We start from the raw sequence: 24,615 nt of genomic DNA on the forward strand, positions 1-24,615 counted from the left end.
TCAGGGCCGTGTGGTTCGCCTGACTCCCTCCAGGTGCAGGGGCAGGCGGACGGGGCCGTGCACGTGGATGGCCCGGCGCGGTTCCCAGGGGGTGTCACTCGCGAGTTCGAAGTGTTTCACCCGCTCGAGGAACACGCCCAGGGCGATCCGCGCTTCCAGCCGTGACAGCGGTGCCCCGATGCAGAAGTGGATGCCATGGCCAAACGCGAGGTGCGGGTTGGGGTCTCGCGTGATGTCGAAGCGGTGCGCGTCGGGGAACTTCCTCGGGTCCCGATTCGCCGAGCCAATCATCGGCATCACCAGCTTGCCGGCGGGAATCACCTGGCCGTGCAGCGCGACATCCCGCCTCGTCACGCGGAACATCGTCTGGACGGGCGAGCGGTAGCGCAGCACCTCCTCAATGGCCAGGGGCAACAGGCCCGGGTCCGCCCGCAGACGGGCGAGCTGCTCTGGATGCTCGAGCAGGCAGAGCAGGGCGTTGCTGAGAAGGTTCGTCGTCGTCTCGTGCCCCGCCGACAGCAGCAACTGGAAGAAGCCGAGGAGATCCTCCTCCGTCAGCCGCTCGCCATCCACCTCGGCCGCGACGAGCTGGGTGAGCAGATCCTCCCTCGGCTCCGCCCGCCGTTGGGAAATCAGCTCCGTGAGATACACCTGCATCTCGTCCGTCACCGCGCGGAACTCCCGCCCCGCCCGCTCGGCCTCCGCTCCTCCCGCGAGGAAGTAGCTCAGGGCCATGATCACATCACTCCAGCGCTTGAACCGTGGCAGATCCTCCTGGGGCGCGCCGAACATCTGGGTGATCACCCACAGCGGCAGGGGAACCGCCAGCTCCTCGACCAGATCCATGCTCCCCCGCTCGAGCGGCCCATCCAGGAGCTGATGGGACCACTCCCGGATGCGGGGCTCGAGGTTGGCCACGGCGCGCGGGGTGAAGGCTCGCATGATGAGGGCGCGCAGCTTCGTGTGGCGCGGTGCATCGGTGAAGACGAGCCAGCGGGAAGTCTTGTTGTCCGGCGGTGACACGACCGAGCTGAAGGTCTCGTGCTCGTGGAGCGCGCGCTTGACGCCCTCGTGGTCGAAAACCATCCACACATCCGCGCCCGGCTCGTGAAGCACGGGAGAGACGTCGCGCGCCCGCTCATACGCGGGATAGGGATCGCGGCGCATGTCATCGGACAGAAGGTTCATCATGGCGCACTCCTCCAGGGCTCGGCACCGGAGGGCAACGTTAGGCTTCGAACCCCCTGGAGGAGGAGGGGGCCCGGCTCAACTCGCGCGGCGCTCCTCGCCCCGGCGGCGCACGGCCCGCCAGGTAAGCCACAGCCCGAAGAGCATCACGAGGCTGGCCGTCGCGGTGAACAGGACACCAATGCGGCTGGCGCGGGGCCGGTCGTCGTGCCACATGCTGAAGCCGGGCGCTCCGGGCGTGTTCAGGAAGCGATCCACCGAGACGGTGGCGCTCCGGGCCTGCTTCTCCTGCTCCATCCAGTGGGCGGCGATGGGGAAGTCGCCTCGCGTGGTGACGAGCATGGGCCGGTAGATGCTCTCGTCCTCGCCCCGGGAGCTGCGGCGCCGATCGATGCGCGTGCCCTGCAACTCGCCGAGCTGGAAGGTGGTGGGCGCCTCGCGCGTGAGCCAGCCCACGCGGGTATGGGTGCAGGGGCCGCCCCGCTCGCACTTCAGCTCGATGCGCGCCTTGGTGTCGAGGAAGCCCAGGCCGAAGACGAAGAAGGGCACCGAGAGCAGGAGGAAGCTGGCGCCTCCGATGAACAGGGAGCGTGAGGAGGTTTTCGGGGACGGGGTATCGCTCACGCTCCCCTCATAGACCTGGACCCGGGGTCAGGGCACGCGAGAAACGCGTGGGCGGCCCTGTTGACCGGTGCGCATCCGGGGCCGCCGAGTGTCCACCACCCGCGGGGGACGCACACGAGGGGGCTGCACCCGGGGGCGAGGTGATGCACGACAGGGGCCCACGGGAGGTGGTGCGATGAAGGCGGTAGCGGTGTTCCTCAAGGACCGCGAGGTCAAGGTCATCGATGTACCCGAGCCGCGGCTGGGCTCCCCCACGCAGGTGCGGGTGCGGACGCTGGAGGTGGGGGTGTGCGGCACGGACCGGGAGGTGGCGCGGGGCGAGCATGGCGCGGCACCCGAGGGAGAGGACTACCTCATCGTCGGCCACGAGTGCCTGGGCGAGGTGGTGGAGGTGGGCGAGGCGGTGAAGGACCTGAAGCCCGGGGACCTCGTGGTGCCGCGGGTGCGCCGGCCCTGTCCGAGCGAGCAGTGCACGCCGTGCCGCGAGGGCCACTCGGACTTCTGCGTGACGGGGGAGTACACGGAGCGGGGGATTCAGGGCGCGCACGGCTTCTGCGCGGAGTTCTTCGTGGAGGACGCGCGCTACCTGCACCGGGTGCCGCGCGAGCTGCGCGAGGTGGCCGTGCTCACCGAGCCGCTGACCATCGCGGAGAAGAGCCTGCGCCAGGTGAAGCTCATCCAGCAGCGGGTGCCCTTCAAGGGCGAGCGGGCCTCGCACGCGGTGGTGCTGGGCGCCGGGCCGGTGGGGCTGCTCGGGGCCATGGCGCTCGTGCGCGCGGGCTACCAGACGACCATGTACTCGCACTCCCGCAAGCCCAACAAGAAGGCGGAGCTGAGCGAGGCGGTGGGTGTGCCCTACGTGTCCTCCGAGGAGCACCCCGTGAAGGAGCTCGTGAAGCAGCGGGGGAAAGCGGACGTGGTGTACGAGGCGGCGGGCGTGGCGAGTGCCGCCTTCGAGCTGCTCAAGGGGCTCGCGCCCAACGGGGTGTTCGTCTTCACCGGCGTGCCGCCGAGCGAGAAGCAGAAGGTGGACGAGGGCGCGCTGATGAAGCGGGTGGTGCTCGACAATCAGGTGCTGCTCGGCACGGTGAACGCCGCGGCGGAGGACTTCGACGCGGCGCTGGAGGACCTGCGGCACTTCCAGCAGAAGTGGTCCGGGCCGCTCGAATCCCTCATCACCGCGCGCCATCCTCCCGAGGACTACGCCGAGGTGGTGGATGGTGACAAAAAGAGCGGCGTCAAGGACGTCATCGTCTTTTCCCGAGGGTGAGAAGCGGGTGACAATGCGTCCCTCGCCTCGCTGGGGGGCGGGGGTTTAGGGTGAGATGCGGGGGGGCCCGTCTGACCACTCGAGGAGGAACGCATGCAAGGAGCCTGGCTGGACATCTCGATACCGTTCGCGGAGGAGCCGTCCGGACAAGAAGTGGCCGCGGCTCGGGCGTCGCTGCCCGAGAGCGCCGCGCAACAGGCCGAGTGGTTGAAGCGGGCCGCGTGGATGGGGACGTATGTGACGGCGCCTCCGAGTCTGGAATTGGACCTGGAGGACACCGAGCGGCTGCCCTTGAGCGCGACGGTGGGCAAGGCGCGCGTGCTGCACCTGGATGACGTGGACTGCATCCGCGCTGACTCGCTGGCCGAGTACGAGCCGCGCGAGGGAGAGCGGCTGCTCTTGCGCACGCGCAACTCCTCGCGCGAGTGGTGGAAGCGGCCGCACGGCGAGGACTTCGTGATGCTGTCGGACGCGGCGGCGCGGCTGCTCGTGGAGCGGCGCGTGGCGTGCGTGGGCGTGGACTACGTGTCGCGCGCGGGCTTCCACGCGGAGGGCCTCGGCGTGCACCAGCTGCTGCGCGAGGCCGGGATGTGGCTCATCGAGGGCCTGGACCTGAGCGAGGTGAAGGTGGGCGTGCACGAGCTGGTGTGTCTGCCCTTGAAGGTGAAGGCCGAGTGGGGCTCGCCCGCGCGGGCGCTGGTGCGCACGCTCCGGGACTCGGCCCTCGGGTAACCCTCCGCCCGGCGCGCCGGAGGGTCGGCATGCGGACATCTGGAGGATTCCCAGCGCCTCCGTGAGTGCTTCGGGCTGGCGGGTGCCGGGGTCCACTCCCTACCTCCAGGTGCAGTGAGGGAGAGGCCCATGAACGGGGAGAAGACAGCACGACCACCCGCCATCGAGGACCATGGCGTGATTGGAGATCTGCGCACGGTGGCACTGGTGGCGACTGACGGCACGCTCGACTGGTTGTGCTTTCCGCACTTCGACAGCCCGACCGTCTTCGCCGCGTTGTTGGACGCGGACAAGGGAGGCCACTTCCGCATCCAGCCGGAGCACCTGCCGGGCCATCCGGAGGTGGTGCACAAGCAGTTCTACTGGCCGGACACCAACGTGCTGGTGACTCGCTTCTACAGCGAGAACGGCGTGGGCGAGCTCGTGGACTTCATGCCCCTGGGCACCCAGGAGTCGGTGCGCATGGTGGTGCGGCGCATCCGCGTGGTGCGCGGGGAGATGACCTTTCGCATGGAGTGCCTGCCCGCCTTCAACTACGCGCGGGATGAGCACTCGGTGCGGATGCTCGACCACGGGGCGAGCTTCCTGTCTCCCACGCTCAGCCTGACGCTCGCCACGAAGGCGAAGCTGGAGACGGATGGCAAGCGGGTCACCTCGCGCTTCACCCTGCGCGAGGGCCAGTCCATGGTGTTCGCCCTGACGGAGGGCGCGCCCCAGTCCTGCGCCCGGCAGGCCATGGGGCACGAGTCCGCCGAGGGGCTGTTCCGCGACACGGTCATCTACTGGCGGCACTGGCTGTCGCAGTGCACCTACCGGGGGCGCTGGCGCGAGGTGGTGTACCGCTCGGCGCTCGCGCTCAAGCTGATGACGTTCGAGCCCTCGGGGGCCATCGTGGCCTCGCCCACGTGCAGCCTGCCGGAGTCCCCCGGCGGCGGACGCAACTGGGACTACCGCTTCGTGTGGATCCGCGATGCGGCCTTCACGGTGTACGCGCTGTTGCGCATCGGGTTCTCGGACGAGGCGGGTGCGTTCATGCGCTGGTTGGAGCAGCGCATCGCGGAGCTGGGCCCGGACGAGCCGCTCCCGCTCATGTTCGCGCTGGATGGCAGCAAGGTGCCCCAGGAGGAGGAGCTGTCGCACCTGGCGGGCTATCGCGACTCCCGTCCGGTGCGCATCGGCAACGAGGCGGCGCACAACCACCTCCAGCTCGACATCTACGGCGAGCTGATGGACGGCGTGTACCTGTACAACAAGCACGGCGCGCCCATCAGCTATGACTTCTGGAGCCACCTGCGCCGGCTGATGAACTGGCTGTGCGACAACTGGCGGCGCAAGGACGAGAGCATCTGGGAGGTGCGCTCGGGGCGGCAGCACTTCGTGTACTCGAAGATGATGTGCTGGGTGGCATTGGACCGGGCCATCCGCCTGGCCGGCAAGCGCAGCTTCCCCTCGGACCTGGCCCGGTGGATCCACGAGCGCGACGCCATGTTCGAGGAGATCATGAACGAGGGCTGGTGCCAGGAGCGGGGCACCTTCGTGCAGTACTACGGCTCCCAGGCCCTGGACGCCTCCGTGCTGCTCATGCCGCTGGTCTTCTTCCTGTCGCCGGTGGACCCGCGCATGCTCTCCACCGTGGAGCTCATCCGCAAGCCGCCGAAGGAAGGGGGGCTCACGTCGGACGGGCTCGTGTTCCGCTACGACACGGAGGCCAGCCAGGACGGGCTCACCGGCCGCGAGGGCACGTTCAACCTGTGCACCTTCTGGCTCGTGGAGGCGATGACGCGCGCGAGCGTCACCCGGCCGGACCTGCTGGACGAGGCCCGGCTCCTCTTCGAGCGGATGCTCGGCTACGCCAGCCACCTGGGCTTGTTCGCCGAGCAGACGGGCCCCGCTGGCGAGGCGCTCGGCAACTTCCCCCAGGCCCTCACCCACCTGTCGCTCATCAGCGCCGCGTACAACCTGGACCGGGCGCTCGGCGCGGGCGACTGAGCGCGCTTCCCCGGGGCCGGTGTGCCAGGAGTGTCCCGGGGATGTCACGGCGACGTCACGTGGGCCCGGTGTAGAGTGGGGACACGCGCTGCCCCCTTCCAGGCGGAGTGCCAGGGTGGGGGGGCGCCCGGGAGCGTTCGATGAATCCGCTGGATTGGAATGGGCAGCAGTTCCTCTTCGTGTACGGGCCGTTCCTCCTGCTCGTCCTCGTGGGGGCGCTGATCTGGAAACGCCTGCTCAACCTGCCCTCCAGCCTCCCCACGCCCGATGACCTGGACCTGAGCCCCTACCTGGCCGCCACGCTGGAGAGTGACAATGCCGCGGTGGACGCGGCCGTGGTGGCGCTCGTGCACGACGGTGCGTTGAGTTTCGAGGGAGGGCAATTGAGTGTCGCCAAGGCCCTGCCCTCACGGGCGCTGGAGCTCGAGCGCATCGTGCATGCCACGGTGGCCAGGGGCGAGGCGTCGATCCAGGGGTTGCGCGACGCGGCCCGGGCGGAGTTCTCCCGGCTTCATCACTCCCTCCAGGGGCGCGGCTTCATGCGCACGCCCGAGCAGGACGCCCGCTACAGGCTCCATCCCCGGCTGCTCTTCGTCGCGGCACTCGCGCTCGGCGTCATGAAGGTGATGGTGGGCCTGTGGCGCGACAGGCCCGTGAGCTACCTCGTGCTGCTGCTCTTGCTGGGAGGAGCGTCGGGACTGCTGCTGCTGAGCGGACGCGCCCGGCTCACCCCCCGGGGCAGGGAGGCGCTGAGGATGCTGCGCATCCGTTATACGCCCCTGCGGACCACGGCCTCCTCGGAGGGCAGCGGCAACACGATGAGCGCGCGCGACGTGGCCATGGCCGCGGGCCTCTTCGGGGTGGGGGGGATCGCCCTGCTCTTCGGCAACCCCTTGCGCTCCTACCTGATGCCCCCGAGCCCCGTGGAAGGTGGTGGTTCCGGAGGCGGCAGCGACAGCGACGGTTGCGGCGGTGTCAGCAGTTGCGGCGGCTCGAGCAGTGACAGCGGCTCGAGCAGTGACAGCAGCTCGAGCAGTGACAGCGGTGGAAGCAGTTGCGGCAGCTCGAGCAGTTGCAGCAGCGGGAGCAGCGGCTGCGGCGGCTGTGGGGGAGGCGGAGGAGGTGGGGATTGAAGCGGCTCGAGGGTGTGGGACTGGGCTGGCGGCGGCAGCTCGCGCACTTCATCGACACCTGGGAGGGACTGGGTTTCGTGGAGGTGCTGGCCGAGCAGTTGGATGACCGGGGCGCGCTGCCCGAGCCGCTCCTGCGGCTCAAGCAGCGCGGGGTGCCGGTGGTGGTGCATGGGGTGTCGCTGGGGCTGGGTGGCGCCGAGCCTCCCTCGCCCGCGCGGCTCTCCCGGCTGGCGCGGCTCGCCGAGCGGCTGGGCGCGGTGTGTGTGAGCGAGCACCTGGCCTTCGTGCGCGCGGGGGGCCTGGAGTCCGGGCACCTCTTGCCGGTGGCGCGCCACGAGGCGTCCCTGGAGGTGCTCACGGACAACATCCGGCGGGCCGAGGCGGCGCTGCCCGTGCCCCTGGCGCTGGAGAACGTGGCGAGCCTCTTCGAGTGGCCCGATCCCGCCTTCTCCGAGGCCGGGCTGCTCACGGGGGTGCTCGAGCGCACGGGGGCGGGGGTGTTGCTGGACGTGGCCAACCTGTACGCCAACGCGCTCAACCTGGGCACGGACGCGCGGGCGGTGCTGGCGGCGGTGCCGCGCGAGCGTCTGGCCTACGTGCACGTGGCGGGCGGGGTGCGGCACGGCGGGCTGTACCACGACACGCATGCGCACGCGCTGCCCGAGGGACCCCTGGCCCTGCTGGAGGAGCTGACGGCGCGGGTGGGCCCGGTGCCGGCGCTGCTGGAGCGGGATGATCGCTTCCCGCCCGTGGAGGAGCTCGCGGGCGAGCTGGTGGCGATGCGGGCGGCGATGGCCCGGGGCGTGGCGCGCCGGGAGGCGGCATGAGCCGCGCGCGCGAGGAGCTGGCCCGGGCGCAGGCGGAGCTGATGCGCGCGTTGGAGCTGGGGGAGCCGGTGCCCGCGGGCTTCGACGCCGAGCGGGTCCGGATCACGGCCGACACGCTGCTCGCCAAGCGCCGGCGGGGAGTGCGGCGCGCGTGGCCCGTGCTCGAGCGGGCGCTCGGAGAGGCCTTCGCGGGGGAGTTCGATGCCTGGGCCCGGGCGAATCCCCCGCGCGCTTTCGAGCCCCACGCGGGCGTGGAGGGCTACCGCTTCGCCCTGGCGCTGCACGAGAAGGGACGTCTTCCCCGGGAGGCGGAGGCGGAGGTGCTCGGCTTCGGGGTGCGCTGGCGGATCACCGCCACGGGTGGACTGGCCCCGCGCCGGGGGCTCGTCTTCCGGATGCTGCGCATGGGGGAGGCGCGGCGGTGGAGGTGGGCGGTGCGGCTGCCCGGTGGGCGCGTGCTCCGGGGGCGGCTACCCGGCGGATGAGGCCTGCCCCGGCGGCGCGATGCCCCGCCAGAGCGTGTTGAGCAGGCGCTCCACGAACGGATCCTCCTCCTCCGTGGGCACGCGCTGCTGGGTGATGTGGGCGAGGAAGTAGCGGTACTGCACCCCCGCCATGAAGAGGCCGGCCATGAGGCTGGGGTCTCCCTCACGCAGCAGGCCCCGCTCCTGGGCCCGCTTGAACCAGGCCGTCATCGAGTCCTGGGCCCGCGCCGCCGGAGAGTCCTCCGAGTCTCCCCGGATTTCCTCGGGCGTGAGGCCCGCCTCGCGCAGCACCGAGAAGGCCGGCACCATCTTGCGGAAGAAGGCATCGATGGTGAGGGCCAGCTCACGCAGCTGCACGGAGATGTCCCGATTGTCCGGTCCCTCCTCCACCATGGGCAGCCACGGGGGAGCACTTCCCACCGCGAAGGCCGCCTTGAGCAACTCCCGCTTGCTGCCGAAGCGCTTGAGCAGCGCCGGACCGGAGACGCCCAGGCGCGCGGCGATCGTCTCCGTGCTCACGGACGACCCGTGCTCGATGAAGCAGGCCCGTGCCGCTTCCAGAATCTCCTCGTCCAGGACCTGTCGGGGACGCCCCATGAAACCGCCCGCTGAATTGGTTAGCTATTGCTAACTAACTAACCCCGCGCAGGGGATGGAATCAAGGGCGCGTCACATTGGCCTACGTCTTGGGAGGGGTACCCGGCGAGCGAGGAGGCGAGCGCGAGGCGGCCGTCCGGGCGGGACGGCGCCCCGCTGCCCGTCTTCGTGGAAGCAAGGTCTGTCCCGCTTTGGAGCCGGTAAGTCGTTTTTACCGCCCCGCGCGGGGTCCGGGGAGCTGGGGCACGCGTAAGTGCCTGGAATCAGGAGAGAGACCGGGGCTCCATTCCTGGCATGCGGAGTGCTTTACCTCTGCTCGCGACGGTGAAGGGTGAGTGTGGCGGGGTCGGTGGGCGGCGGGTTGGACGGGCGTCGGGTCGAGGGCGGCGGGTCGGGGATTCGCATCAACACTTGAACATGGGGAGGACGTACGGGGCAGTGCACTCGGGGGAGTGCAGGGGAAAGTGAGTCGGGGGGGAGCCGTGGGGACGGCTCCTCCCCGATTCCTTTTGCGGGCTTTTGCTAGGGTCCGCCGGACGATGCCTCCCCTCGCGCTGCGTCAGACGCCGGGTTCGCTCCGGCGCGGGCTGTTGCTGGGCGTGGGCGCCCTGACCGGGGGGCTGTTCGGCCTGGCCTTCGTGGTGGACCGGTTCGGCCAGAAGGAGCGGGCGGTCGCCGCCGAGGTGGTGGTGGTGCTCGGGGCCCGGGTGCTGCCCGGAGGCGAGCCCTCCGCGGCCCTGCGCGCGCGGGTGGAGCGGGCGGTGGCGCTCTACCACCAGGGGCTGGCGCCCCGGCTGCTCTTCTCCGGGGGCGTGGGCCTGCACCCGCCCGCCGAGGCCCACGTCATGCGCGAGCTGGCCATGAGGCTCGGCGTTCCCGAGCATGCCTGCCTGTTGGAGGACCAGAGCCGCTCCACCGAGGAGAACGCGCGGCTGTGCGCGCGGGTGCTGGGAACGCTCGGGCTGCGGCGCGCGGTGGTGGTGTCGGATCCCTTCCACCTGCTCCGGGCCCGCCAGTATTTCCGGCTCCACGGCCTGGAGGTGGCCACGAGTCCCGCGCTCATGCCCGGGCGCACCCTGAGCGCCACGGATCGCTTCTACTGGACACTGCGCGAGGCGGCCGCGCTGCTGCTCCACCCGCGGGTGCTCCTGGCGCGAGCGCCGGCCCGGCCACGCGGGTGAGAAGCCGTGTCAGGGCCATTGTCACCACGGGCGGAAGTCAGTAGCTCTAGGTGCATGACCCGCAAACGGCCCAACGCCCTGGTCCGGCTCGCCTTCCAGCTCGAGCACCACGCCGAGACCTTGAGCTGGCGGCTGCGGCACAAGCTCCGGCTGGCCCGTCCTCCGCGCATCCTGCCCTACCGGGGCTATGGGACGCCGCGCGCGAGCCTCATCAAGGCGCGCGTGCTGGAGGATCGCAAGGTGCGCCCGCCCTGGAAGCGCTACACGCTCGTGGGCAGCGCCATCGCCTCGTGGAAGCGCTACATGACGCTGGAGATCCCCAACGCCCGGGTGGCGGTGCGCTGGGGAGACAAGCGTTGGGAGGGGACGACGGACGAGGAGGGCTTCCTCGAGCTGTGGGTGGAGCCTCCCGAGGGGGTGAAGGCGGGCTGGCACGACGTGGAGCTGGAGCTGCTCTCGCCCCGGTCCCGGCGGGGGGTGACGCGCGTGTGCGCTCCGGTGCTGGTGTCCGGCTCCGAGGCGGAACTGGGCGTCATCAGCGACATCGACGACACCGTCATCGTCACCGAGGTCACCAACGTCCTCAAGCGCTTCTGGACGCTCTTCCTCACCGAGCACCGCACGCGCCTGCCCTTCGAGGGCGTGGATGCCTTCTACCAGGCGCTGAGCCAGGGCAGCACGGGCTCGGCGTGCAACCCCATCTTCTACGTCTCCTCCAGCCCGTGGAACCTGTACGAGCACCTGGACGAGTTCCTCGGCCTGCACAAAATCCCCGCGGGTCCGCTGCTGTTGCGTGACTGGGGTTTGAGCCGCACCGGCTTCGCGCCCGGGGGAGGGCATGGCCACAAGCTGGAGAAGATCCGCGGCCTGATGGATGCGTTCGCCCCGCTGCCCTTCCTGCTCATCGGGGACAGCGGCCAGGAGGACGCCGAGCACTACCGCACCATCGTGCGCGAGTACCCCGGCCGCGTGCGCTGCGTGTACATCCGCAATGTGTGGCATCGCTCGGGCCGCGAGCGGGAGCTGGCGGCCATCGCCGAGGACATCCGCGCGGCGGGCAGCCAGATGCTCACCGTGGACGACACCGTCACCGCCGCGCGCCACGCCGCCAGCCAGGGGTGGATCCGCCGCCAGGAAGTGGCCGAGGTCCAGGCCCACCGCCAGGAGGATCTCGAGGCGCGCACGCCCCTGGACGCGCTCGATCGCGAGCCCTCGTGAGACTCATTCCTTCTCATGAAATGATTCTCATTCCTGTCACTTGAATTCAGGGGGGGCGCGTGACACATGGCATCGGCTTTCAACTCGAGAGGGTGTCCGATGATGCGTCACGTGATGAAGACGTTGAGCCTGGTGTCTGTGGCCGTGCTGGCGGCGTGCGGTGGGGACGTGGAGACCTCGCGCGAGGAGACGGCGGCCCAGGTGGGCCAGGGACTCGCGGAGCTCGCGCTGTCCGAGGGCTCCATCACCTCGGCGCTCCAGTCGACGCTCAATACGGGCAACGCGAAGTACCGCTGGACGGAGGGCTCGCTGCGCCGCTTCGACTTCTCGGGCTCGGCGACCCTCGCCCAGGCGGACGCGGCCGTCCTCGGGTTCCAGGAGCACGAGGCGTATGCCTATTTCGGCTCGACCCAGGCCCTCTCCTACGCGGACTTCAAGAACACCCTGTACTCGGAGTTCCAGCCGCTGCACTCCCAGATCCTCTCCACCTACGGGAACGGGACGGAGACGGTGCAGGTGGTGACGCACTACTACGAGCAGCTGGTGGCGGCGGGCTCGACGGGCTGGTTCCGGCTGACCGTCATCCTCTTCCCCCAGTCGCACAAGGTGATTGTCTTCGAGCAGACCGGCTACGAGGTCTGAGCCAGACGCCTGAGCCAGACGTCTGAGCGGGACAATGACGTGAGGACGTGCGCGAGCGCCGGTGTTCCCCCTGGGGGAGCCCGGCGCTTCGTGTTTCGTCACGGGCTGGCGACGTGCTCGGAGATGCGCAGCGTGTAGCGGATGGGCCAGGCCGTGTCGCTCCGGGCCATGCCGTCCACCACCACGAGCACCGTGCGCCCCTTCTCCAGGGTGAGCTTCACCCGGGGCGTGCCCGTGCGGCTCGACGCGCACGCGAGCTCCTGGCCCCGGCACCCGGTGAGCACATACAGCGCGTTGCCGTCGCTGCCCGAGGTGTCCCCGCCCGAGGTGTCGAAGACGAAGGTGCCATCCCGGGGCGCGGTCCACAGGTGTGCCCGGTCCTGCTGAAGCAGCTGCCCGCACGTGCCCTGGAAGCCGTCCCCCGCGTGCACCGTGTCCCCGAGGAACGTGACGGGCAGCGCGCTGCCCAGGTTGATGTCCGCGCACCCGCGCCCGTCACACAGCACGTCCGCGTGGCAGTCCGTGTCCGCGCAGTCCACCCACCGGTCCCCGTCGTTGTCCGCGCCGTCGAAGCAACTGGTGGCCTCGGCGGCCGTCTGCTCGGTGATGTGCAGCTCGAAGTCTCCCGCGCTGAAGTCGCCGCCCTGGGGCGAGTCCACCCCCACCAGCACCCGCTGTCCCGCGGCGAGGCGCACCGACACCCGGGCCCCGCCTCCGTAGCTGATGCCACCCGTGGCGCACGCGAGCTCCGCGCCCCCACAGCCTCCCTGCCGCACGCTCACCAGGGTGTGCATCGCCGAGCGTGCCGTGTCGAAGCCGTAGGTGCCCGTGCGCGGCGCCGTCCACAGGAAGCCCCGGTCCGGCGCTCCCTGGCCGCCGCAGGAGGCCTGGTGGTCATCGCGGGCGTTGCGCGTGCTGCCCTTGAGGCGCACGGGCAGCGCGCTGCCCAGGTCCTGATCCACGCACACGCTGGCCGTCTGCTCGCACACGTTGGCGCCGCCCGCGCCGCCGCCACACGTCTCACCCGCCGCGCAGGTGCCGCACTCGAGCGTTCCGCCGCAGCCGTCCGCCACCGTGCCGCAATTCTTGCCCAGCAGGCCGCACGAGGAGGGCCTGCACCCGGCCACCGCGCAGACGTTGGGGGTGCCGCCACCGCCGCACGTCTGGCCCGCCGCGCAGGTGCCGCAGTCCAGCATTCCCCCGCAGCCGTCCGGCACGAGGCCACAGTCCTTGCCCAACTCCTCGCACGTGGAAGGCAGACAATGCGCGCTGCCACAGACGTTGGGGATGCCGCCGCCGCCGCACGTCTGGCCGCCGTAGCACATGCCGCAGTCGAGCAGGCCGCCACAGCCGTTGGAGACCAGGCCGCAATTCTTTCCCTGGGCGGCGCACGTGGCGGGGCTGCACGAGGCCGGGCCGCACGTGTTGGGTGCGCCGCCCCCGCCGCACGTCTCGCCCGCGGAGCAGGTGCCACAGTCCAGCACGGCCTCGCCACACCCATCCGGCAGCAGGCCACAGTCCTGTTTCTTCTCCGAGCAGGTATGGGGCACGCAGGGGGGCTGGCCGCACGTGTTGGGCACGCCGCCGCCGCCGCACGTCGCGTTGCCGGTGCAGGTGCCGCACTCGAGCGTCCCTCCACAGCCATCCGAGAGGATGCCGCAATTCTTGCCCAGCGCCGCGCAGGTGGTGGGCGTGCAGGGGGCCTGGCCACACACGTTGGGCGCGCCGCCGCCGCCACACGTCTCGCCCGCCGCGCAGGTGCCGCACTCGAGCGTTCCGCCACAGCCATCCGAGAGGGTGCCGCAATTCTTGTCCAGCCCCGCGCAGGTGGTGGGGGTGCAGGGCGCCCGGCCACAGACATGGGCCACGCCGCCGCCGCCGCAGGTGTCCGGCGAGGTGCACGTGCCGCAGTGCAACTGCCCGCCGCAACCATCCGGCACGTCGCCGCAGTGGGCGCCCAGGGAGTCGCAAGTGGCGGGGGTGCAGCTGGCCGGACCGCACACGTTGGGCTGGCCGTCTCCGCCGCACGCCTCGCCCGAGGGGCAGGTGCCACAGCGCAGCACGCCCCCGCAGCCGTCGATCGTCACCCCGCAGTTGAAGCCCTGCTCCTCACACGTCCGCGGCTGGCAGAGCCCGCTCCTCGTCTGGGAAGGATCCTTGAGCGTCCCTCCGCAGGCCAGCCATACCACCGCGAGGCTCACCCATCCCTGTGCACTCCACCACCGGTTGCCCATGCCCCGACCTCCACCCGGCTTCCGAGTGGTCCACGAGGTGCCAACCTGTAGCCCCCACCCGCCTCGCGGAAGGGATCGGGCAGGCTGCCGCCCGGTGGTGAACGGACGCGCCCCCACCGCGGTGGGGGGGGAAGGTGACCTGGCCAACAACACGGGGCCCAGACCCTGTCCGGGAGGCGTGGACGCGGCTGTGTCAGGGGGCTTCCGGAGCTCACTGTCCTGGAGTCCGAGGGAGCAACCGGGGAGACACGGGAGACGTTCATTGTTGGACGCTCCGAGGGGGTGAGGCGTCGGGAAGTGGATGCCTGTCCCCGCTCTCCGGGAGGGGAGCGCGGGGCGCGTTGAACGGGAGGCTGGATCGGTTCACGCTGGGCGGCGATCACGAGGTGAGTGTCATGGTGAAGCTGGCCCTTCTGGGAGAGTCCTTTCCGTCGCAGCTGCGGGAGAATCCGCAGGCGCTTCGGGACGTGCAGGTGGTGTGGTCGGGAACGTCGATCGAGGCCTTCCGCAACGAAGTGCCGGCGATGCGGCCGGACGTGCTGGCCCTGGACTTCCTGGAGCTGAACGCGGTGCAGACGGACGTGGTGCCGGCGCTGCTGGAGAACTCGCGGGCCAAGCACGCGATCGTGACGTACCGGTTCGCACGGCGCGGGGTGTTGCAGCAGTATCCGGCGGGCAAGGTGCGGCTGCTGCAGGGGCCCATTTCGCTCTCGCTGCTGCGGGCGCACGTGCACCTGGCGGTGCTGGACGACGTGTTGAAGCCCCAGACGGCCCCGGTGCTGGAGATTTCCCGGACGCCTCCGCCTCCGCCCGCGCCGCCACCGGCGCCGGTCTCGCCCATCCAGATGAACGCGCCGGGCTCGGCCACGATGGCCACGGTGACGGTGTCGGCCAAACCCAAGCCGCCGCGCTATACGCAGGAGCAGCTGGGCACGCTGCTGGAGTACGCGAGCAGCGTGAAGTGCGAGTGCCCCAATCACCTGTCACAGATCGTGAGCAGCCTGCAGGCCTTCGAGGAGTACTCGAAGCAGTGCGAGAACCGCAACGACGCGGACCGTGAGGTGCACGGGCTGCTCTACCGGTACACGGCGAGCGCGCGCGCGGTGATGGAAGAGGCACTCGACGCGCTGGTGAAGCACGAGAACATCCCGCTGTGAGCGGGAGGCGGGGTTGATGGAAAGGCCAGGCGCACTTCGGGCGTCTGGCCTTTTCTATTGCTCCAACGCATTCAATTGCGTCTGGGCGATCTCCCGGTACAGCGGCACGACTTCTACGGCCAGCAGATCCTCGAACAACTTCCGCGCGCCCTGTGTATCTCCGGCCTCCTGAAGACGGCTGGCGTCCACGATGGCGCGGGACAAGCGCCGCGAGCCCACGCGGATTCTCCGGGAAATCTTCGCCACGAGGGTGGCGGCGTCCGAAGGGGAGCGGAGGCCTTGTGCGGCGTCATCATCGGACAGCGCCACTTGCCGGACCGTACGTCGCAACAGCTCGCATACTGCCGCGGTGAGTTCGAGTGGTTGGCCTCTTTCGAGCTGTTCCGCCAACGCTCGCAGCTCTTCCCAGTCTGTTTCTTCGCTCATGCGTCACATTCGAGGTCTACACAGGTGAAAAGGCCATTGGCGCTGGCCCTCGCACAGCCGAAAGCAGTCATAGCAGTCGCCTTTCCAACGCGGATTCATCTGACTCCTACACTGGACGTAGGTGTTACGGCAGTGCTCCCGCCATCCCTCATCGGGGTCTCCTGCCTCCTCGTCGTCTCCTTCCCCAACGTCGTCATCCGCCCTTCGTTGTAAAGCGTTCTCCATTATTGCTCCGGCTCCTATCGCCACCCCAACCCCTATCGCCTCCTCTATGTCCGCAGCAGTTGCTCCGCAGGCTCCCACCGGGTCGTATGGGTGCTTTTGGATGCAACAGGTCATCGTGTTGTTTCCGCAGTCGCTCAGTCCCACAGCAGCAGTTCCAGCCGAGCACCCCAACACGAGCACACCCCACAACACAACCCCTTCAATGCAACGGGTATGATTCAGGCTTTCCATACCCCCGAGGCTATAGGCGAGTAAGCCAGGGCGTATCAGCAGGGGACAGAGTGTGAAACACCGGCTATCTCCCGCCCGTTCTACTGGGTTGGCCCTCTCCTCCCTGGCCGGTGTTCAGGGCTCCTTGCTCCCGAGCACGATGTTCAGAGTGGCACCTGCTCCCGGAGTGCTTCTTTCTATCGACTCCCTACATTGTTTGGCGAGGGCCCTGAAATCGTCACTGATCGCCTCGTGCTCGATGACTTGGTTCCAGAACAGGCCCACAAGGCGGAGCGGCAGTCCCAACTCGGGGTGCTGCCTGCTGAATGTCCGCCCCACGTACCCCTGAGGACACATGTCGACGATGAAAGGCACAGGTAGCTGGTGCCCTCGGGCAGGTGGAGCCAGGAATCTCGTTCCGCTGGCGTGAACCAGTAGCGCCTTCCCTCCAGCAGCTGCACTTCCCCGAACCGTTCCACCTTCCCCGCCTCGCTGATCCGGTGGAGGGGAAGCCGGGTTCCGAGGCCGGGCAGTGAGCGCGTGCGTGCGTAACGGGTGGCTCGTGTCTGGCCCATCCGGCACACCCGCTCGCCCGCTTCCTGGATGAGGCGCGACACCGTGGGCTGGGACACGCCCAGTTCGCTCGCCAGGTCCTTCGCCCGCGCCACCCGCAGACGGGACAGCACTCCCAGCATCCGTTCGAGCGAACCCATGAATAGAAAGGTGAATAGAAACCAGCGCCTTGCTGGTTCTCCAACCCCTTGGAATCTAAAGGTTCCTCTGCTCGGGCACCAGGGAACGTGAATAGAAACGCCCGCCGGAACGCGCGGCTCACCGGGGCAGGTGGGCGCTCAGGAAGTCCTCCACCAGCTCGAAGACCTGCTCCTTGCCGGGGTCGTTGTGGGGCTCGTGATAGCCGCCCGGCACCAGGTGCAGCTTCTTGTCCGTCAGCGTCACCGCGTCGAAGAAGCGCCGGGAGCCCTCCACGGTGTTGATGCGGTCCTCGGCACCATGCAGCATCAACAGGGGCACACGCAGCTCCGCGGCGTGGGCTTTGATCCACTCGTTGGCGTCGATGGCCTCCACCGCCCAGCGCGCCGTGCCCTTGCGGTGTACCAGCGGATCCTCCCGGTAGCGCTTCACCCAGGCCGGATCGCTGCTCAGCGCCTCGGCTTCCAGCGGCACCGGGAGCGGCAGCCGGGGCACGAGTCGCGAGAAGATCCGCGCCGAGTTCACCAGCCACGGCTTCGCCACCCCCACCGACTCCAGCGCCGCGCCGCTGATGATGATGCCCGCGAGCCCCTCGGGGTGGCGCAGCACGTAGTCCAGCACCACCAGCCCTCCCATGCTGTGGCCGTACAGGAAGACGGGCTTGCCGGGCTCGCGCGTGGAGAGCTGCTTCAGGAAGGCGCGCATGTCGTCCTGGTACTCGGACCAGGACATCACGTGGCCGCGCTGCCCCGACGAACGGCCATACCCCCGGAGATCGACCGCATGGACCGCATGGCCCCGCGAGACGAGCGCTTCCACCACGTTCGTGAACCGGCCGCCGTGCTCGCCCACCCCGTGGATGATTCCCACCACCGAGCGCGGCTCTCCCGGGGGCCGCCAGGCCTGGCCGTGCAGCCTCACCCCCTGTGTGCTCTCGAAGAACCCTTCCTCATGCGCAATCGCCATGCGCCCATCCTAGGCACCCCCGGGGGCCTCAGGGACCCGGTTTGATGCCGCGCACCACCATGCCGGCCATGCAGCCGTAGAAGCTGTCATTCCTCTCACCTTCCTTGAGGAACTGGAGCCAGGCGTCCACCTGCTCGCGCGTCACTACCTTCTCGGTGATGGCCTTCTCCAGCACCGGGTACATGCCGAACGTCTCCAGCATGCTCGGCACCCACGTGCCCACCACGGGCCGCATCGCCACCTGGTTCACCCCCAGCGAGTGGAACATCCGCGGCAGCTGCCGGCCAATCCAGGGGTTGCGCAGCTGATCCGTCCAGAAGTGGATCAGCGCGCGCACCACCCCGCGATCCGGCCCGTCCAACGCCCAGGTGTCGAACTCGGGTTCGAAGATCACCACCGCCCCGCCCGGACGGGTGAGCCGGAGCAGCTCGCTCAGCGCCTTGCGTGGGTCATCCAGATAGATGAAGACGCGCGAGGAGCGGCAGCGATCGAAGCTCTCCGAGGGAAGGTCCAGGGTGTGCAGGTCGCCCTTGCGGTACTCCACGGACAGCCCCGTGCCCCGCGTGCGCGCGCGGGCCTCGGCCAACAGCGCCTCGCTCAGGTCCACTCCCACCACGTGGCCCTTGGGGCCCACCAGCGTGGCCAGCTCCCGGGTGACATCACCCACGCCGCAGCCCGCGTCCAGGATGCGCTGGCCGGGCGCCACTCCCAGCATGCGGTGCGTGAGCTGCTGCATCTCCTGCACTTGCTGAGATGTGTTCAGCGCATCCAGGAAGCGCACGGCCTCTTTCGAGGCCGTGGCCTGGTCGAGATCATGGAAATCCGAAAAGATGGTCGAAGTCGCGGTCACAGGCCCCTCCCAGGCGAGTGATGGATTGACTGTCCATCATTGCATGCGAGGCGCCGTCCGCTGAATCCCCCGGGCGTAAAGACATACAATCCGTCTTTCCTGGGTACTCTGGAAGTGCGCGAAACGCCGGGTTGAACCGTGTCAATGTCCTCAAGTGGGCAGGGAGGGCTCCGTCATGCCCAGCTCGGGCCGCACCGAGCCCAGCCCACGCAGCGCGTGTTCTTCGTGGGAGCGCGCCTCTTCTTCCATGCGCTCGAACTCCACGGCGTCATGCGCGCAGAACACCTTCACGTCCCGGTCGTGGTGGCGCACCAGCGAGCGCAGCCGCTCCTGGTTGAGCCGGCGCATCCGCCCATCCTTCTGCATCAGCTCCTGGTACATGAGGAGTCCCGGCGTGCACGTGGGGCGATCCGGATTCATCTCCTGATGGTGGAAGTACGCGTCCCCGGCGTGCAGCAGCCAGCCGTCCGGCTGTTGGATGGCCACGCCCGCGTGTCCCAGCGTGTGCCCCACCAGCGGCACCAGGAGGATCTCCGGTGGCAGGCCCGACAGCTCGCGCACGCACTCGAAGCCGAACCAGCGCTCGCCCCCGCGCGGCATCGCGTACGTCACCCAGTGCGGCTGCGTCCTCCACTGCCTCGGCCGGAAGCGCTCGCGGTCCAGCCACGTGCGCTGCGCCGCCGCGGCCTCCACCTCTGCGTTCATCACGTGCACCCGCGCCATCGGGAAGTCATCCAGTCCCCCCGCATGGTCGAAGTCCAGGTGCGTGAGCACGATGTGCCGCACGTCGCTGGCCTTGAAACCCAGGCGCTCGAGCTGCCGCACCGCCGTCATGCCCTCGTGGAGCTGCGGCCGGTTGAGCCCGAGGAAGAAGGAGCTCAGCCGGGGCCTCGGGTGCAGCACGTCCTGCAGGCCAAAGCCCGTGTCCACCAGCACCAGCCCCTGCTCGCTCTCCACCAGCAGGCAGTGGCACACCAGCGCCGCCGGGACTCCCCTGGGCCGCTGCCGGCCATCCATCAACGCCCCGCCAGGGGGACACATGGTCACGCAATTCAGATGATGGATGCGCATCCCGCGACTCTCTCTCTGTGGGGGGGGACCCGGACGGGCCCCTTCCCGTGTACGCACGAGAAGGTGGGGAGGACTCCCCGACAGGACCAGCGTCCCCGGGTGTAGCCCGCCTGGCGGGCGGGCCGGAGAGCAGCAGGGAAAGAGGGGACCCGGCTCCGGTGGAGGAGCCAGGCCCGCGCCCCATTCCTAGCCCGCCGTGGGCTGACCGACGGCGGGCGCCTCGGACGCGTCGCGCGGACCCGAGGACTTGTAGCCGAGCAGGCGCAGGCCGTTGGCGACCACCAGGAGCGTGCTGCCCTCGTGGAGCACCACCGCCTCGCTGATCCGCGTGAGCCCGAGGATGGCGGCGACGATGAGCACGCCACTGACTCCCAGGGCGATCATCAGGTTCTGCCGCATCACCGACGTGGCGGCGCGGGCGAGCCCCAGCGCGAAGGGCAGCCGGGAGAGGTCATCGCTCATGAGCACCACGTCGGCGGTCTCCAGCGCCGCGTCCGAGCCGGCGCCGCCCATGGCCACACCCACCGCGGCGGCGGCGAGCGCGGGCGCGTCGTTCACCCCATCGCCCACCATGGCCACCGGGCGCTCCTTGCCCAGCTCGCGCACGGCGGTGACCTTGTCGGCGGGCATCAGCGGGGCGCGCGCCTCGTCGAGCCCCACCCGCGAGGCGATGGAGCGGGCGACGCGCGCGTTGTCACCGGAGAGCATCACCGTGCGCTCGATGCCCGCCTGCTTGAGCTCCTGGACGGTGCGCTGCGCGCCCGAGCGCAGCGTGTCCGCCACCCCGAGCACGCCGAGGAAGCGCTCCCCGCGCCGCACCACCATGGTGGTCTGTCCCGCCTCCTCCAACCGGTTCACCTCGGGGGTGAGCTCGGGGGGAAGCGGCTGGCCCGCGAAGAGCGCGAGGCTGCCCACCTCCACGGGCTCCTCGCCAAGCTTCGCGCGGATGCCCTGGCCGTGGATGGCCTCGAGATCTCTCGCGCCCGGGGGCAGGGTGAGGCCCTCGCGCGAGGCGGCCTGCACCACGGCGTGCGCGAGCGGATGGGCGGAGAGCGACTCGACGGCCGCGGCGGTGCCGAGCAGCTCCTCGCGGGACACGCCCGGGGAGGGCGAGGCGGTGAGGAGCTGGGGCCGGCCCACGGTGAGGGTGCCCGTCTTGTCGAAGGCGATGGCGCGCACGCCCGCGAGCAGCTCCAGGTAGATGCCGCCCTTGACGAGCACGCCGCCGCGCGCCGCCGCCGCCACCGCGGACAGCACCGCCGAGGGCGTGGAGATGGCGAGCGCGCAGGGCGAGGCCGCCACGAGCAGCGCCACCGCGCGCAGCACGGCCTCCTTGAGCGGGGTGCCGAGCAGGATGAGCACCACCGGGAAGACGAGCGCGGCGATCATCACCAGGGGGGCGAACGTGCGCTCCAGACGCTGGGCGAAGCGCTGGTTGGGGCCCTTCTGGGCCTCGGCCTGGGCGACCATGTCCACCACCCGCGCGAGCACCGACTCCGAGGCGGGCCGCGTTACCTCCACCTCGAGCAGGGTCTCGCAGTTGATGGTGCCGCTGAACACCTCGTCGCCGGGCTGCTTGGCCACGGGGATGGACTCGCCGGTGATGGCGGCCTGGTCCAGCGAGCTCTTGCCCTCGCGGATGATGCCGTCCAGGGGCACGCGGTCGCCGGGGCGCACGACGATGCGCGCGCCCTGGGCCACCTCTTCCACGGGAACCTCGACGAGCTCCTCGCCCCGGCGCACGCGCGCCACCTCGGGACGCAGGGCGCTGAGTGACTCGATGGACCGGCGCGCCTTGTCCATCGCCCGGTGCTCGAGCGCATGGCCCGCGCTGAAGAGGAAGAGCAGGAAGGCGCCCTCGAACCAGGCGCCGAGCACCGCCGCGCCGATGGCCGCCACCACCATCATGGTCTCGATGTCGATGCGCCGCTGGAGCAGCGACTGCACCGAGCCCTTGATGGCGAAGAAGCCGCCGCTGGCCATGGACCAGGCCCAGACGAGCGTGGGGACCAGGGGAGGCACGGGGGCGAAGCGCTCGAGCAGCCAGCCCACGACGAGCAGCACGCCGGCGCTCACCACGAGGGGCATCTCGAGCAGGGGCGCGAGGCCGCCGCCATGGGCGTGGTGCGAGCAGACGTGGCCCGCGGTGGGCACTTCCAGCCCGTAGCCGAGCGACTTCACCCGGGCCTCGACGTCCTCGAGGGTGAGTGCCTCCCGGTCGTACTCGACCACGAGCCGCTCGCTCGCGTAGGCCACGCTCGCCGAGAGGACGCCGTTCATCCGGCTCACGGCGTGCTCGATGATGGCCGCCGCGTCGCCCGAGTCCATGCCGCGCACGAACCAGGTGTGCTGGTGGTAGCGCTCGGCCACGGTGGCGCTGGTGTGCTGGGCGAGCGTGAGCAGTTGCTGGGGCGCCACGCCCTCGGGCTGGTAGTGGATGCACACCTCGGCGTGGCCCGCGTCGCGGCGCAGGTGCACCTCGGTGACACCGTGGTGGGACCTCAGGGCCGCTTCCAGCTTCTCGAAGCGGCCGACTTCATCGGTCTCGCCCGGGAGCGCGCCTTCCAGGTCCAATTGGAGCGCCGTGCCTCCACCTTCCGCGGGCCGGTTGCCGGGCGGGCGGATCCGCTTCGGCCGGGGCGCGTGGTGGTGGCCGTGGTCATGATCATGGTCGCAGCCCGGGCCGTGGACGTGCGGCTTGTCCTCGTGTTCGTGGGCATGGTCATGGTCGTGGCCATGGTCGTGCTTGCAGCCGGGGCCGTGCACGTGCGGCTTGGCCTCGTGGACATGGGCATGGCCGTGACCGTGGTCATGATCATGGTCGTGCTTGCAATCGGGGCCGTGCACGTGCGGCTTCTTCTCCCGGATGTTGCTGAAGCGGGCGCTCTTCTTGGGCTCGGACATGGGGCTCCTAGTGGCCGTGGCCGCGGTGCTTCTTGCGGGCGGCGGGGGCGCTCACCGGCTCGGGCTCGGGGGCGCGTTCCTCTTCGTGGTGGTCCTCATCCTCCTCGTGCTCCTCGGGGATGGGCTGGGTGAAGCGCTGGCCCGCGACCTCCAGGGTGAAGGCCTTGCACGTGGCGGGCACGTCGAACTCGAGCACCGCGGGCAGCCGGCCCTCGTAGGCCTTCAGCGTGTTGCCCTGCTCGTCATACACGGTGCCCCCGGCGGCGACCGTCATGGTCTCGTCCACGAGCACCGCGACCAGCTCCGCCATCTCCTCCATGCGGTCGGCGATGCGGTGGCACCACAGGTGGCCCACGCCCGGGTAGGTCTCGTGGGAGATCTCCTCCATCTGCTCCTCGTCCACCTGCTCGCCCACGCCGACGAACACGAAGTTCATCCGGGGCAGCCGGCCGGAGGCGATCTCCTTGGCCACCTGCGTGGCGTAGGCCGTCACGTTGGGCGCGTCGGAGATCTGCGAGTCGGTGATGATGACGGCCAGGCCCCGTCGGGCCCCCACCTGCACCTGCTGCTTCATGTGGGCCACGAAGTCACGCAAGACGGGCAGCATCACCGTGGCCTTGCCGTAGGCACGTGGGCCGGGGAAGCGGAAGTCCTTGGCCTGGGGGCCGGTCAGCTCGCCCACCTCCTCGAGCTGGCTGCCGTCGCCCGTGGCCCAGTAGGCCACGCGCACCTTGCCGTCCCGGTCCTTGTTGGCCAGGTACTCGAGCATCCAGCGCATCTGCGGCTCGACCAGGTTCTTCACCGGCGCGAGCTTGGCGAGGATGCCCCGCGGTCCGTACTCGTCCTCCATGCTCGCCGAGCCGTCCATGTAGAGGGCCACGTCGAGCCCCTCCACCGTCGGGTCATGCAGCAGCGTGGCCACCACCTTGTTGCCCAGGCGGTGCACGTCCGAGAACGGCTTCATGATGACTTCGTGGCCGGCCATCAGTGGTGATCCTCGTCTTCGTCTTCGTCGTGGTGGTCATCCTCGTCGGGCAGCGGCTGGGTGAAGCGCTGGCCGTTGACCTCGAGGGTGAAGCTCTTGGTTCCCTCGGGGACCTCGAACTCGAGCACCGCGGGCAGGCGGCCCTCGTACGTCTTGAGCACCTGGCCCTTGTCGCCATAGATGGTGCCGCCGGCGGCGACCGTCATGTTCTCGTCCACGAGCACCGCGACGAGCTCGGCCACCTGGGTGATTTCCTCGGCGATGCGGTGGCACCACAGGTGGCCCACGCCGGGGAACTCCTGGTGGGCGATGTCCTCGAGCTGCTCCTCGTCGACGTTGTCTCCCACGCCGACGAGCACGAAGTTGAGGCGGGGCAGCTTGCCGGAGGCGATGTCCTTGGCGACCTTGGCCGAGAACTTCTTCACCTCCTCCGCGTCGTTCAGGCGGCCGTCGGTGACGATGACGGCGCAGCCGCGGCGGGCGCCCTGGCCCACCTGCTCCTTGAGGTAGCTCACGTAGTCGCGCAGCGCGGGCTCGAGGTACGTGTAGTTGCCGAGCCGCTGGGGGCCGGGGAACCTGTGCGTCTTGACGTCCGTGCCCTTGTACTCGCCGAGCACGTCGACATCCCGGCCCGAGGTGCCGCAGGCCCAGTAGGCCACGCGCAGCAGTCCGTTGCGATCCTTGGTGGCCAGGTACTCGAGCATCCAGCGCACCTGGGGCTCGACCTGGTTGGACTCCTCCTTGAGCGGAGCGTCCTGCAGCCACTCGAGGAAGGAGCGCTTGGGACGCGTGTACGTGTACTCCTCCTTCATGCTGCCCGAGGCATCCATGTAGATGGCCATGTCCAGGCCCTCCACCGTCGGGTCATGCAGCAACACCGCGTGGACCTTTCCGTCCTCGAAGTGGAGATCGGAGAACGGCTCGACTGGTTTTTCGTGTCCCATCTGTCCCCTCTTTTGAAGCCCGGACGCTAGCGCCCGGCGGGGGAGG

21 protein-coding genes are annotated in these 24,615 nt (G+C 69.8%); 10 read left to right on the plus strand and 11 right to left on the minus strand.

What is annotated here, in order from left to right; translation table 11 throughout:
• Positions 1 to 1,191, minus strand: a complete 1,191-nt coding sequence (locus F0U63_RS00415) for a cytochrome P450 (RefSeq protein WP_395842541.1) — start codon at positions 1,189 to 1,191, stop codon at positions 1 to 3.
• A 75-nt stretch (positions 1,192 to 1,266) separates the two neighbouring features.
• Positions 1,267 to 1,812 (minus strand): hypothetical protein, encoded by a 546-nt coding sequence (locus tag F0U63_RS00420; protein WP_395842543.1) that lies wholly within the window; start codon positions 1,810 to 1,812, stop codon positions 1,267 to 1,269.
• A 175-nt stretch (positions 1,813 to 1,987) separates the two neighbouring features.
• Between F0U63_RS00420 and F0U63_RS00425 the strand changes: the two genes are divergently transcribed.
• The 6 genes from F0U63_RS00425 (at position 1,988) to F0U63_RS00450 (ending at position 8,248) form a co-directional block, all read left to right on the plus strand.
• Complete coding sequence (locus F0U63_RS00425) at positions 1,988 to 3,082, plus strand: glucose 1-dehydrogenase (RefSeq protein WP_395842545.1); 1,095 nt, start codon at positions 1,988 to 1,990, stop codon at positions 3,080 to 3,082.
• A gap of 93 nt (positions 3,083 to 3,175) precedes the next feature.
• On the plus strand, positions 3,176 to 3,814 hold the full coding sequence (locus F0U63_RS00430; RefSeq protein WP_395842547.1) for a cyclase family protein: 639 nt from the start codon (positions 3,176 to 3,178) through the stop codon (positions 3,812 to 3,814).
• A 129-nt stretch (positions 3,815 to 3,943) separates the two neighbouring features.
• Positions 3,944 to 5,803 (plus strand): glycoside hydrolase family 15 protein, encoded by a 1,860-nt coding sequence (locus F0U63_RS00435; RefSeq protein ID WP_395842548.1) that lies wholly within the window; start codon positions 3,944 to 3,946, stop codon positions 5,801 to 5,803.
• Between the two features lie 140 nt (positions 5,804 to 5,943).
• A complete protein-coding gene (locus F0U63_RS00440; protein ID WP_395842550.1) occupies positions 5,944 to 6,936 on the plus strand; it encodes a TIGR04222 domain-containing membrane protein in 993 nt (330 codons plus the stop codon).
• Positions 6,933 to 7,763 (plus strand): DUF692 family multinuclear iron-containing protein, encoded by an 831-nt coding sequence (locus F0U63_RS00445; RefSeq protein WP_395842552.1) that lies wholly within the window; start codon positions 6,933 to 6,935, stop codon positions 7,761 to 7,763. The genes F0U63_RS00440 and F0U63_RS00445 overlap by 4 nt, the downstream gene beginning before the upstream one ends.
• Positions 7,760 to 8,248, plus strand: a complete 489-nt coding sequence (locus F0U63_RS00450; protein WP_395842555.1) for a hypothetical protein — start codon at positions 7,760 to 7,762, stop codon at positions 8,246 to 8,248. Before F0U63_RS00445 ends, F0U63_RS00450 begins: the two co-directional genes overlap by 4 nt.
• Here the strand turns inward: F0U63_RS00450 and F0U63_RS00455 are convergent.
• The gene (locus F0U63_RS00455) at positions 8,234 to 8,845 is read right to left on the minus strand and encodes a TetR/AcrR family transcriptional regulator (RefSeq protein ID WP_395842557.1); all 612 of its coding nucleotides are present in this window, start codon (positions 8,843 to 8,845) and stop codon (positions 8,234 to 8,236) included. The genes F0U63_RS00450 and F0U63_RS00455 overlap by 15 nt on opposite strands.
• 539 nt (positions 8,846 to 9,384) lie before the next feature.
• On the opposite strand from F0U63_RS00455, the gene F0U63_RS00460 reads away from it, so the two are divergent.
• The 3 genes from F0U63_RS00460 (at position 9,385) to F0U63_RS00470 (ending at position 11,886) form a co-directional block, all read left to right on the plus strand.
• A complete protein-coding gene (locus tag F0U63_RS00460) occupies positions 9,385 to 10,026 on the plus strand; it encodes a YdcF family protein (RefSeq protein ID WP_395842559.1) in 642 nt (213 codons plus the stop codon).
• A gap of 54 nt (positions 10,027 to 10,080) precedes the next feature.
• A complete protein-coding gene (locus tag F0U63_RS00465; protein ID WP_395842561.1) occupies positions 10,081 to 11,244 on the plus strand; it encodes an App1 family protein in 1,164 nt (387 codons plus the stop codon).
• 99 nt (positions 11,245 to 11,343) lie between these two features.
• Positions 11,344 to 11,886 (plus strand): hypothetical protein, encoded by a 543-nt coding sequence (locus F0U63_RS00470; protein WP_395842563.1) that lies wholly within the window; start codon positions 11,344 to 11,346, stop codon positions 11,884 to 11,886.
• A gap of 98 nt (positions 11,887 to 11,984) precedes the next feature.
• Here F0U63_RS00470 and F0U63_RS00475 read toward each other — a convergent pair whose 3' ends face one another.
• Complete coding sequence (locus F0U63_RS00475) at positions 11,985 to 14,120, minus strand: tryptophan synthase alpha chain (protein WP_395842566.1); 2,136 nt, start codon at positions 14,118 to 14,120, stop codon at positions 11,985 to 11,987.
• A gap of 395 nt (positions 14,121 to 14,515) precedes the next feature.
• Between F0U63_RS00475 and F0U63_RS00480 the strand changes: the two genes are divergently transcribed.
• Positions 14,516 to 15,277, plus strand: coding sequence for a hypothetical protein (locus tag F0U63_RS00480; protein ID WP_395842568.1), 762 nt, complete (start codon positions 14,516 to 14,518; stop codon positions 15,275 to 15,277).
• A gap of 54 nt (positions 15,278 to 15,331) precedes the next feature.
• On the opposite strand, the gene F0U63_RS00485 is transcribed toward F0U63_RS00480, so the two are convergent.
• From F0U63_RS00485 to F0U63_RS00515, 7 genes are all read right to left on the minus strand, one after another.
• A complete protein-coding gene (locus tag F0U63_RS00485; protein ID WP_395842571.1) occupies positions 15,332 to 15,703 on the minus strand; it encodes a DUSAM domain-containing protein in 372 nt (123 codons plus the stop codon).
• Positions 15,704 to 16,969: 1,266 nt separating this feature from the next.
• A complete protein-coding gene (locus F0U63_RS00490; protein ID WP_395842574.1) occupies positions 16,970 to 17,815 on the minus strand; it encodes a lysophospholipase in 846 nt (281 codons plus the stop codon).
• 28 nt (positions 17,816 to 17,843) lie between these two features.
• On the minus strand, positions 17,844 to 18,665 hold the full coding sequence (locus F0U63_RS00495; protein WP_395842577.1) for a methyltransferase domain-containing protein: 822 nt from the start codon (positions 18,663 to 18,665) through the stop codon (positions 17,844 to 17,846).
• A gap of 150 nt (positions 18,666 to 18,815) precedes the next feature.
• Positions 18,816 to 19,736 carry an MBL fold metallo-hydrolase gene (locus F0U63_RS00500; RefSeq protein WP_395842579.1) on the minus strand — a complete coding sequence of 307 codons (921 nt, stop codon included), beginning with the start codon at positions 19,734 to 19,736 and terminating at the stop codon, positions 18,816 to 18,818.
• Between the two features lie 186 nt (positions 19,737 to 19,922).
• Positions 19,923 to 22,640, minus strand: coding sequence for a heavy metal translocating P-type ATPase (locus F0U63_RS00505; RefSeq protein ID WP_395842581.1), 2,718 nt, complete (start codon positions 22,638 to 22,640; stop codon positions 19,923 to 19,925).
• A 7-nt stretch (positions 22,641 to 22,647) separates the two neighbouring features.
• Complete coding sequence (locus F0U63_RS00510; RefSeq protein WP_002631029.1) at positions 22,648 to 23,625, minus strand: VWA domain-containing protein; 978 nt, start codon at positions 23,623 to 23,625, stop codon at positions 22,648 to 22,650.
• The gene (locus F0U63_RS00515; RefSeq protein WP_395842583.1) at positions 23,625 to 24,569 is read right to left on the minus strand and encodes a vWA domain-containing protein; all 945 of its coding nucleotides are present in this window, start codon (positions 24,567 to 24,569) and stop codon (positions 23,625 to 23,627) included. The genes F0U63_RS00510 and F0U63_RS00515 overlap by 1 nt, the downstream gene beginning before the upstream one ends.
• Positions 24,570 to 24,615 lie beyond the last annotated feature (46 nt).

Origin of the sequence: Cystobacter fuscus (assembly GCF_044360685.1) — a bacterium.
GTDB lineage: Bacteria > Myxococcota > Myxococcia > Myxococcales > Myxococcaceae > Cystobacter > Cystobacter fuscus_C.

What these genes read in the sequence shown, in the direction of transcription:
- F0U63_RS00415 (WP_395842541.1), bottom strand. Translation starts at nt 1,191, where the DNA reads ATGATGAACCTTCTGTCCGATGACATGCGCCGCGATCCCTATCCCGCG.
- F0U63_RS00425 (WP_395842545.1), top strand. Translation starts at nt 1,988, where the DNA reads ATGAAGGCGGTAGCGGTGTTCCTCAAGGACCGCGAGGTCAAGGTCATC.
- F0U63_RS00430 (WP_395842547.1), top strand. Translation starts at nt 3,176, where the DNA reads ATGCAAGGAGCCTGGCTGGACATCTCGATACCGTTCGCGGAGGAGCCG.
- F0U63_RS00435 (WP_395842548.1), top strand. Translation starts at nt 3,944, where the DNA reads ATGAACGGGGAGAAGACAGCACGACCACCCGCCATCGAGGACCATGGC.
- F0U63_RS00440 (WP_395842550.1), top strand. Translation starts at nt 5,944, where the DNA reads ATGAATCCGCTGGATTGGAATGGGCAGCAGTTCCTCTTCGTGTACGGG.
- F0U63_RS00450 (WP_395842555.1), top strand. Translation starts at nt 7,760, where the DNA reads ATGAGCCGCGCGCGCGAGGAGCTGGCCCGGGCGCAGGCGGAGCTGATG.
- F0U63_RS00455 (WP_395842557.1), bottom strand. Translation starts at nt 8,845, where the DNA reads ATGGGGCGTCCCCGACAGGTCCTGGACGAGGAGATTCTGGAAGCGGCA.
- F0U63_RS00460 (WP_395842559.1), top strand. Translation starts at nt 9,385, where the DNA reads ATGCCTCCCCTCGCGCTGCGTCAGACGCCGGGTTCGCTCCGGCGCGGG.
- F0U63_RS00465 (WP_395842561.1), top strand. Translation starts at nt 10,081, where the DNA reads ATGACCCGCAAACGGCCCAACGCCCTGGTCCGGCTCGCCTTCCAGCTC.
- F0U63_RS00470 (WP_395842563.1), top strand. Translation starts at nt 11,344, where the DNA reads ATGATGCGTCACGTGATGAAGACGTTGAGCCTGGTGTCTGTGGCCGTG.
- F0U63_RS00475 (WP_395842566.1), bottom strand. Translation starts at nt 14,120, where the DNA reads ATGGGCAACCGGTGGTGGAGTGCACAGGGATGGGTGAGCCTCGCGGTG.
- F0U63_RS00480 (WP_395842568.1), top strand. Translation starts at nt 14,516, where the DNA reads ATGGTGAAGCTGGCCCTTCTGGGAGAGTCCTTTCCGTCGCAGCTGCGG.
- F0U63_RS00485 (WP_395842571.1), bottom strand. Translation starts at nt 15,703, where the DNA reads ATGAGCGAAGAAACAGACTGGGAAGAGCTGCGAGCGTTGGCGGAACAG.
- F0U63_RS00490 (WP_395842574.1), bottom strand. Translation starts at nt 17,815, where the DNA reads ATGGCGATTGCGCATGAGGAAGGGTTCTTCGAGAGCACACAGGGGGTG.
- F0U63_RS00500 (WP_395842579.1), bottom strand. Translation starts at nt 19,736, where the DNA reads ATGCGCATCCATCATCTGAATTGCGTGACCATGTGTCCCCCTGGCGGG.
- F0U63_RS00505 (WP_395842581.1), bottom strand. Translation starts at nt 22,640, where the DNA reads ATGTCCGAGCCCAAGAAGAGCGCCCGCTTCAGCAACATCCGGGAGAAG.
- F0U63_RS00510 (WP_002631029.1), bottom strand. Translation starts at nt 23,625, where the DNA reads ATGGCCGGCCACGAAGTCATCATGAAGCCGTTCTCGGACGTGCACCGC.
- F0U63_RS00515 (WP_395842583.1), bottom strand. Translation starts at nt 24,569, where the DNA reads ATGGGACACGAAAAACCAGTCGAGCCGTTCTCCGATCTCCACTTCGAG.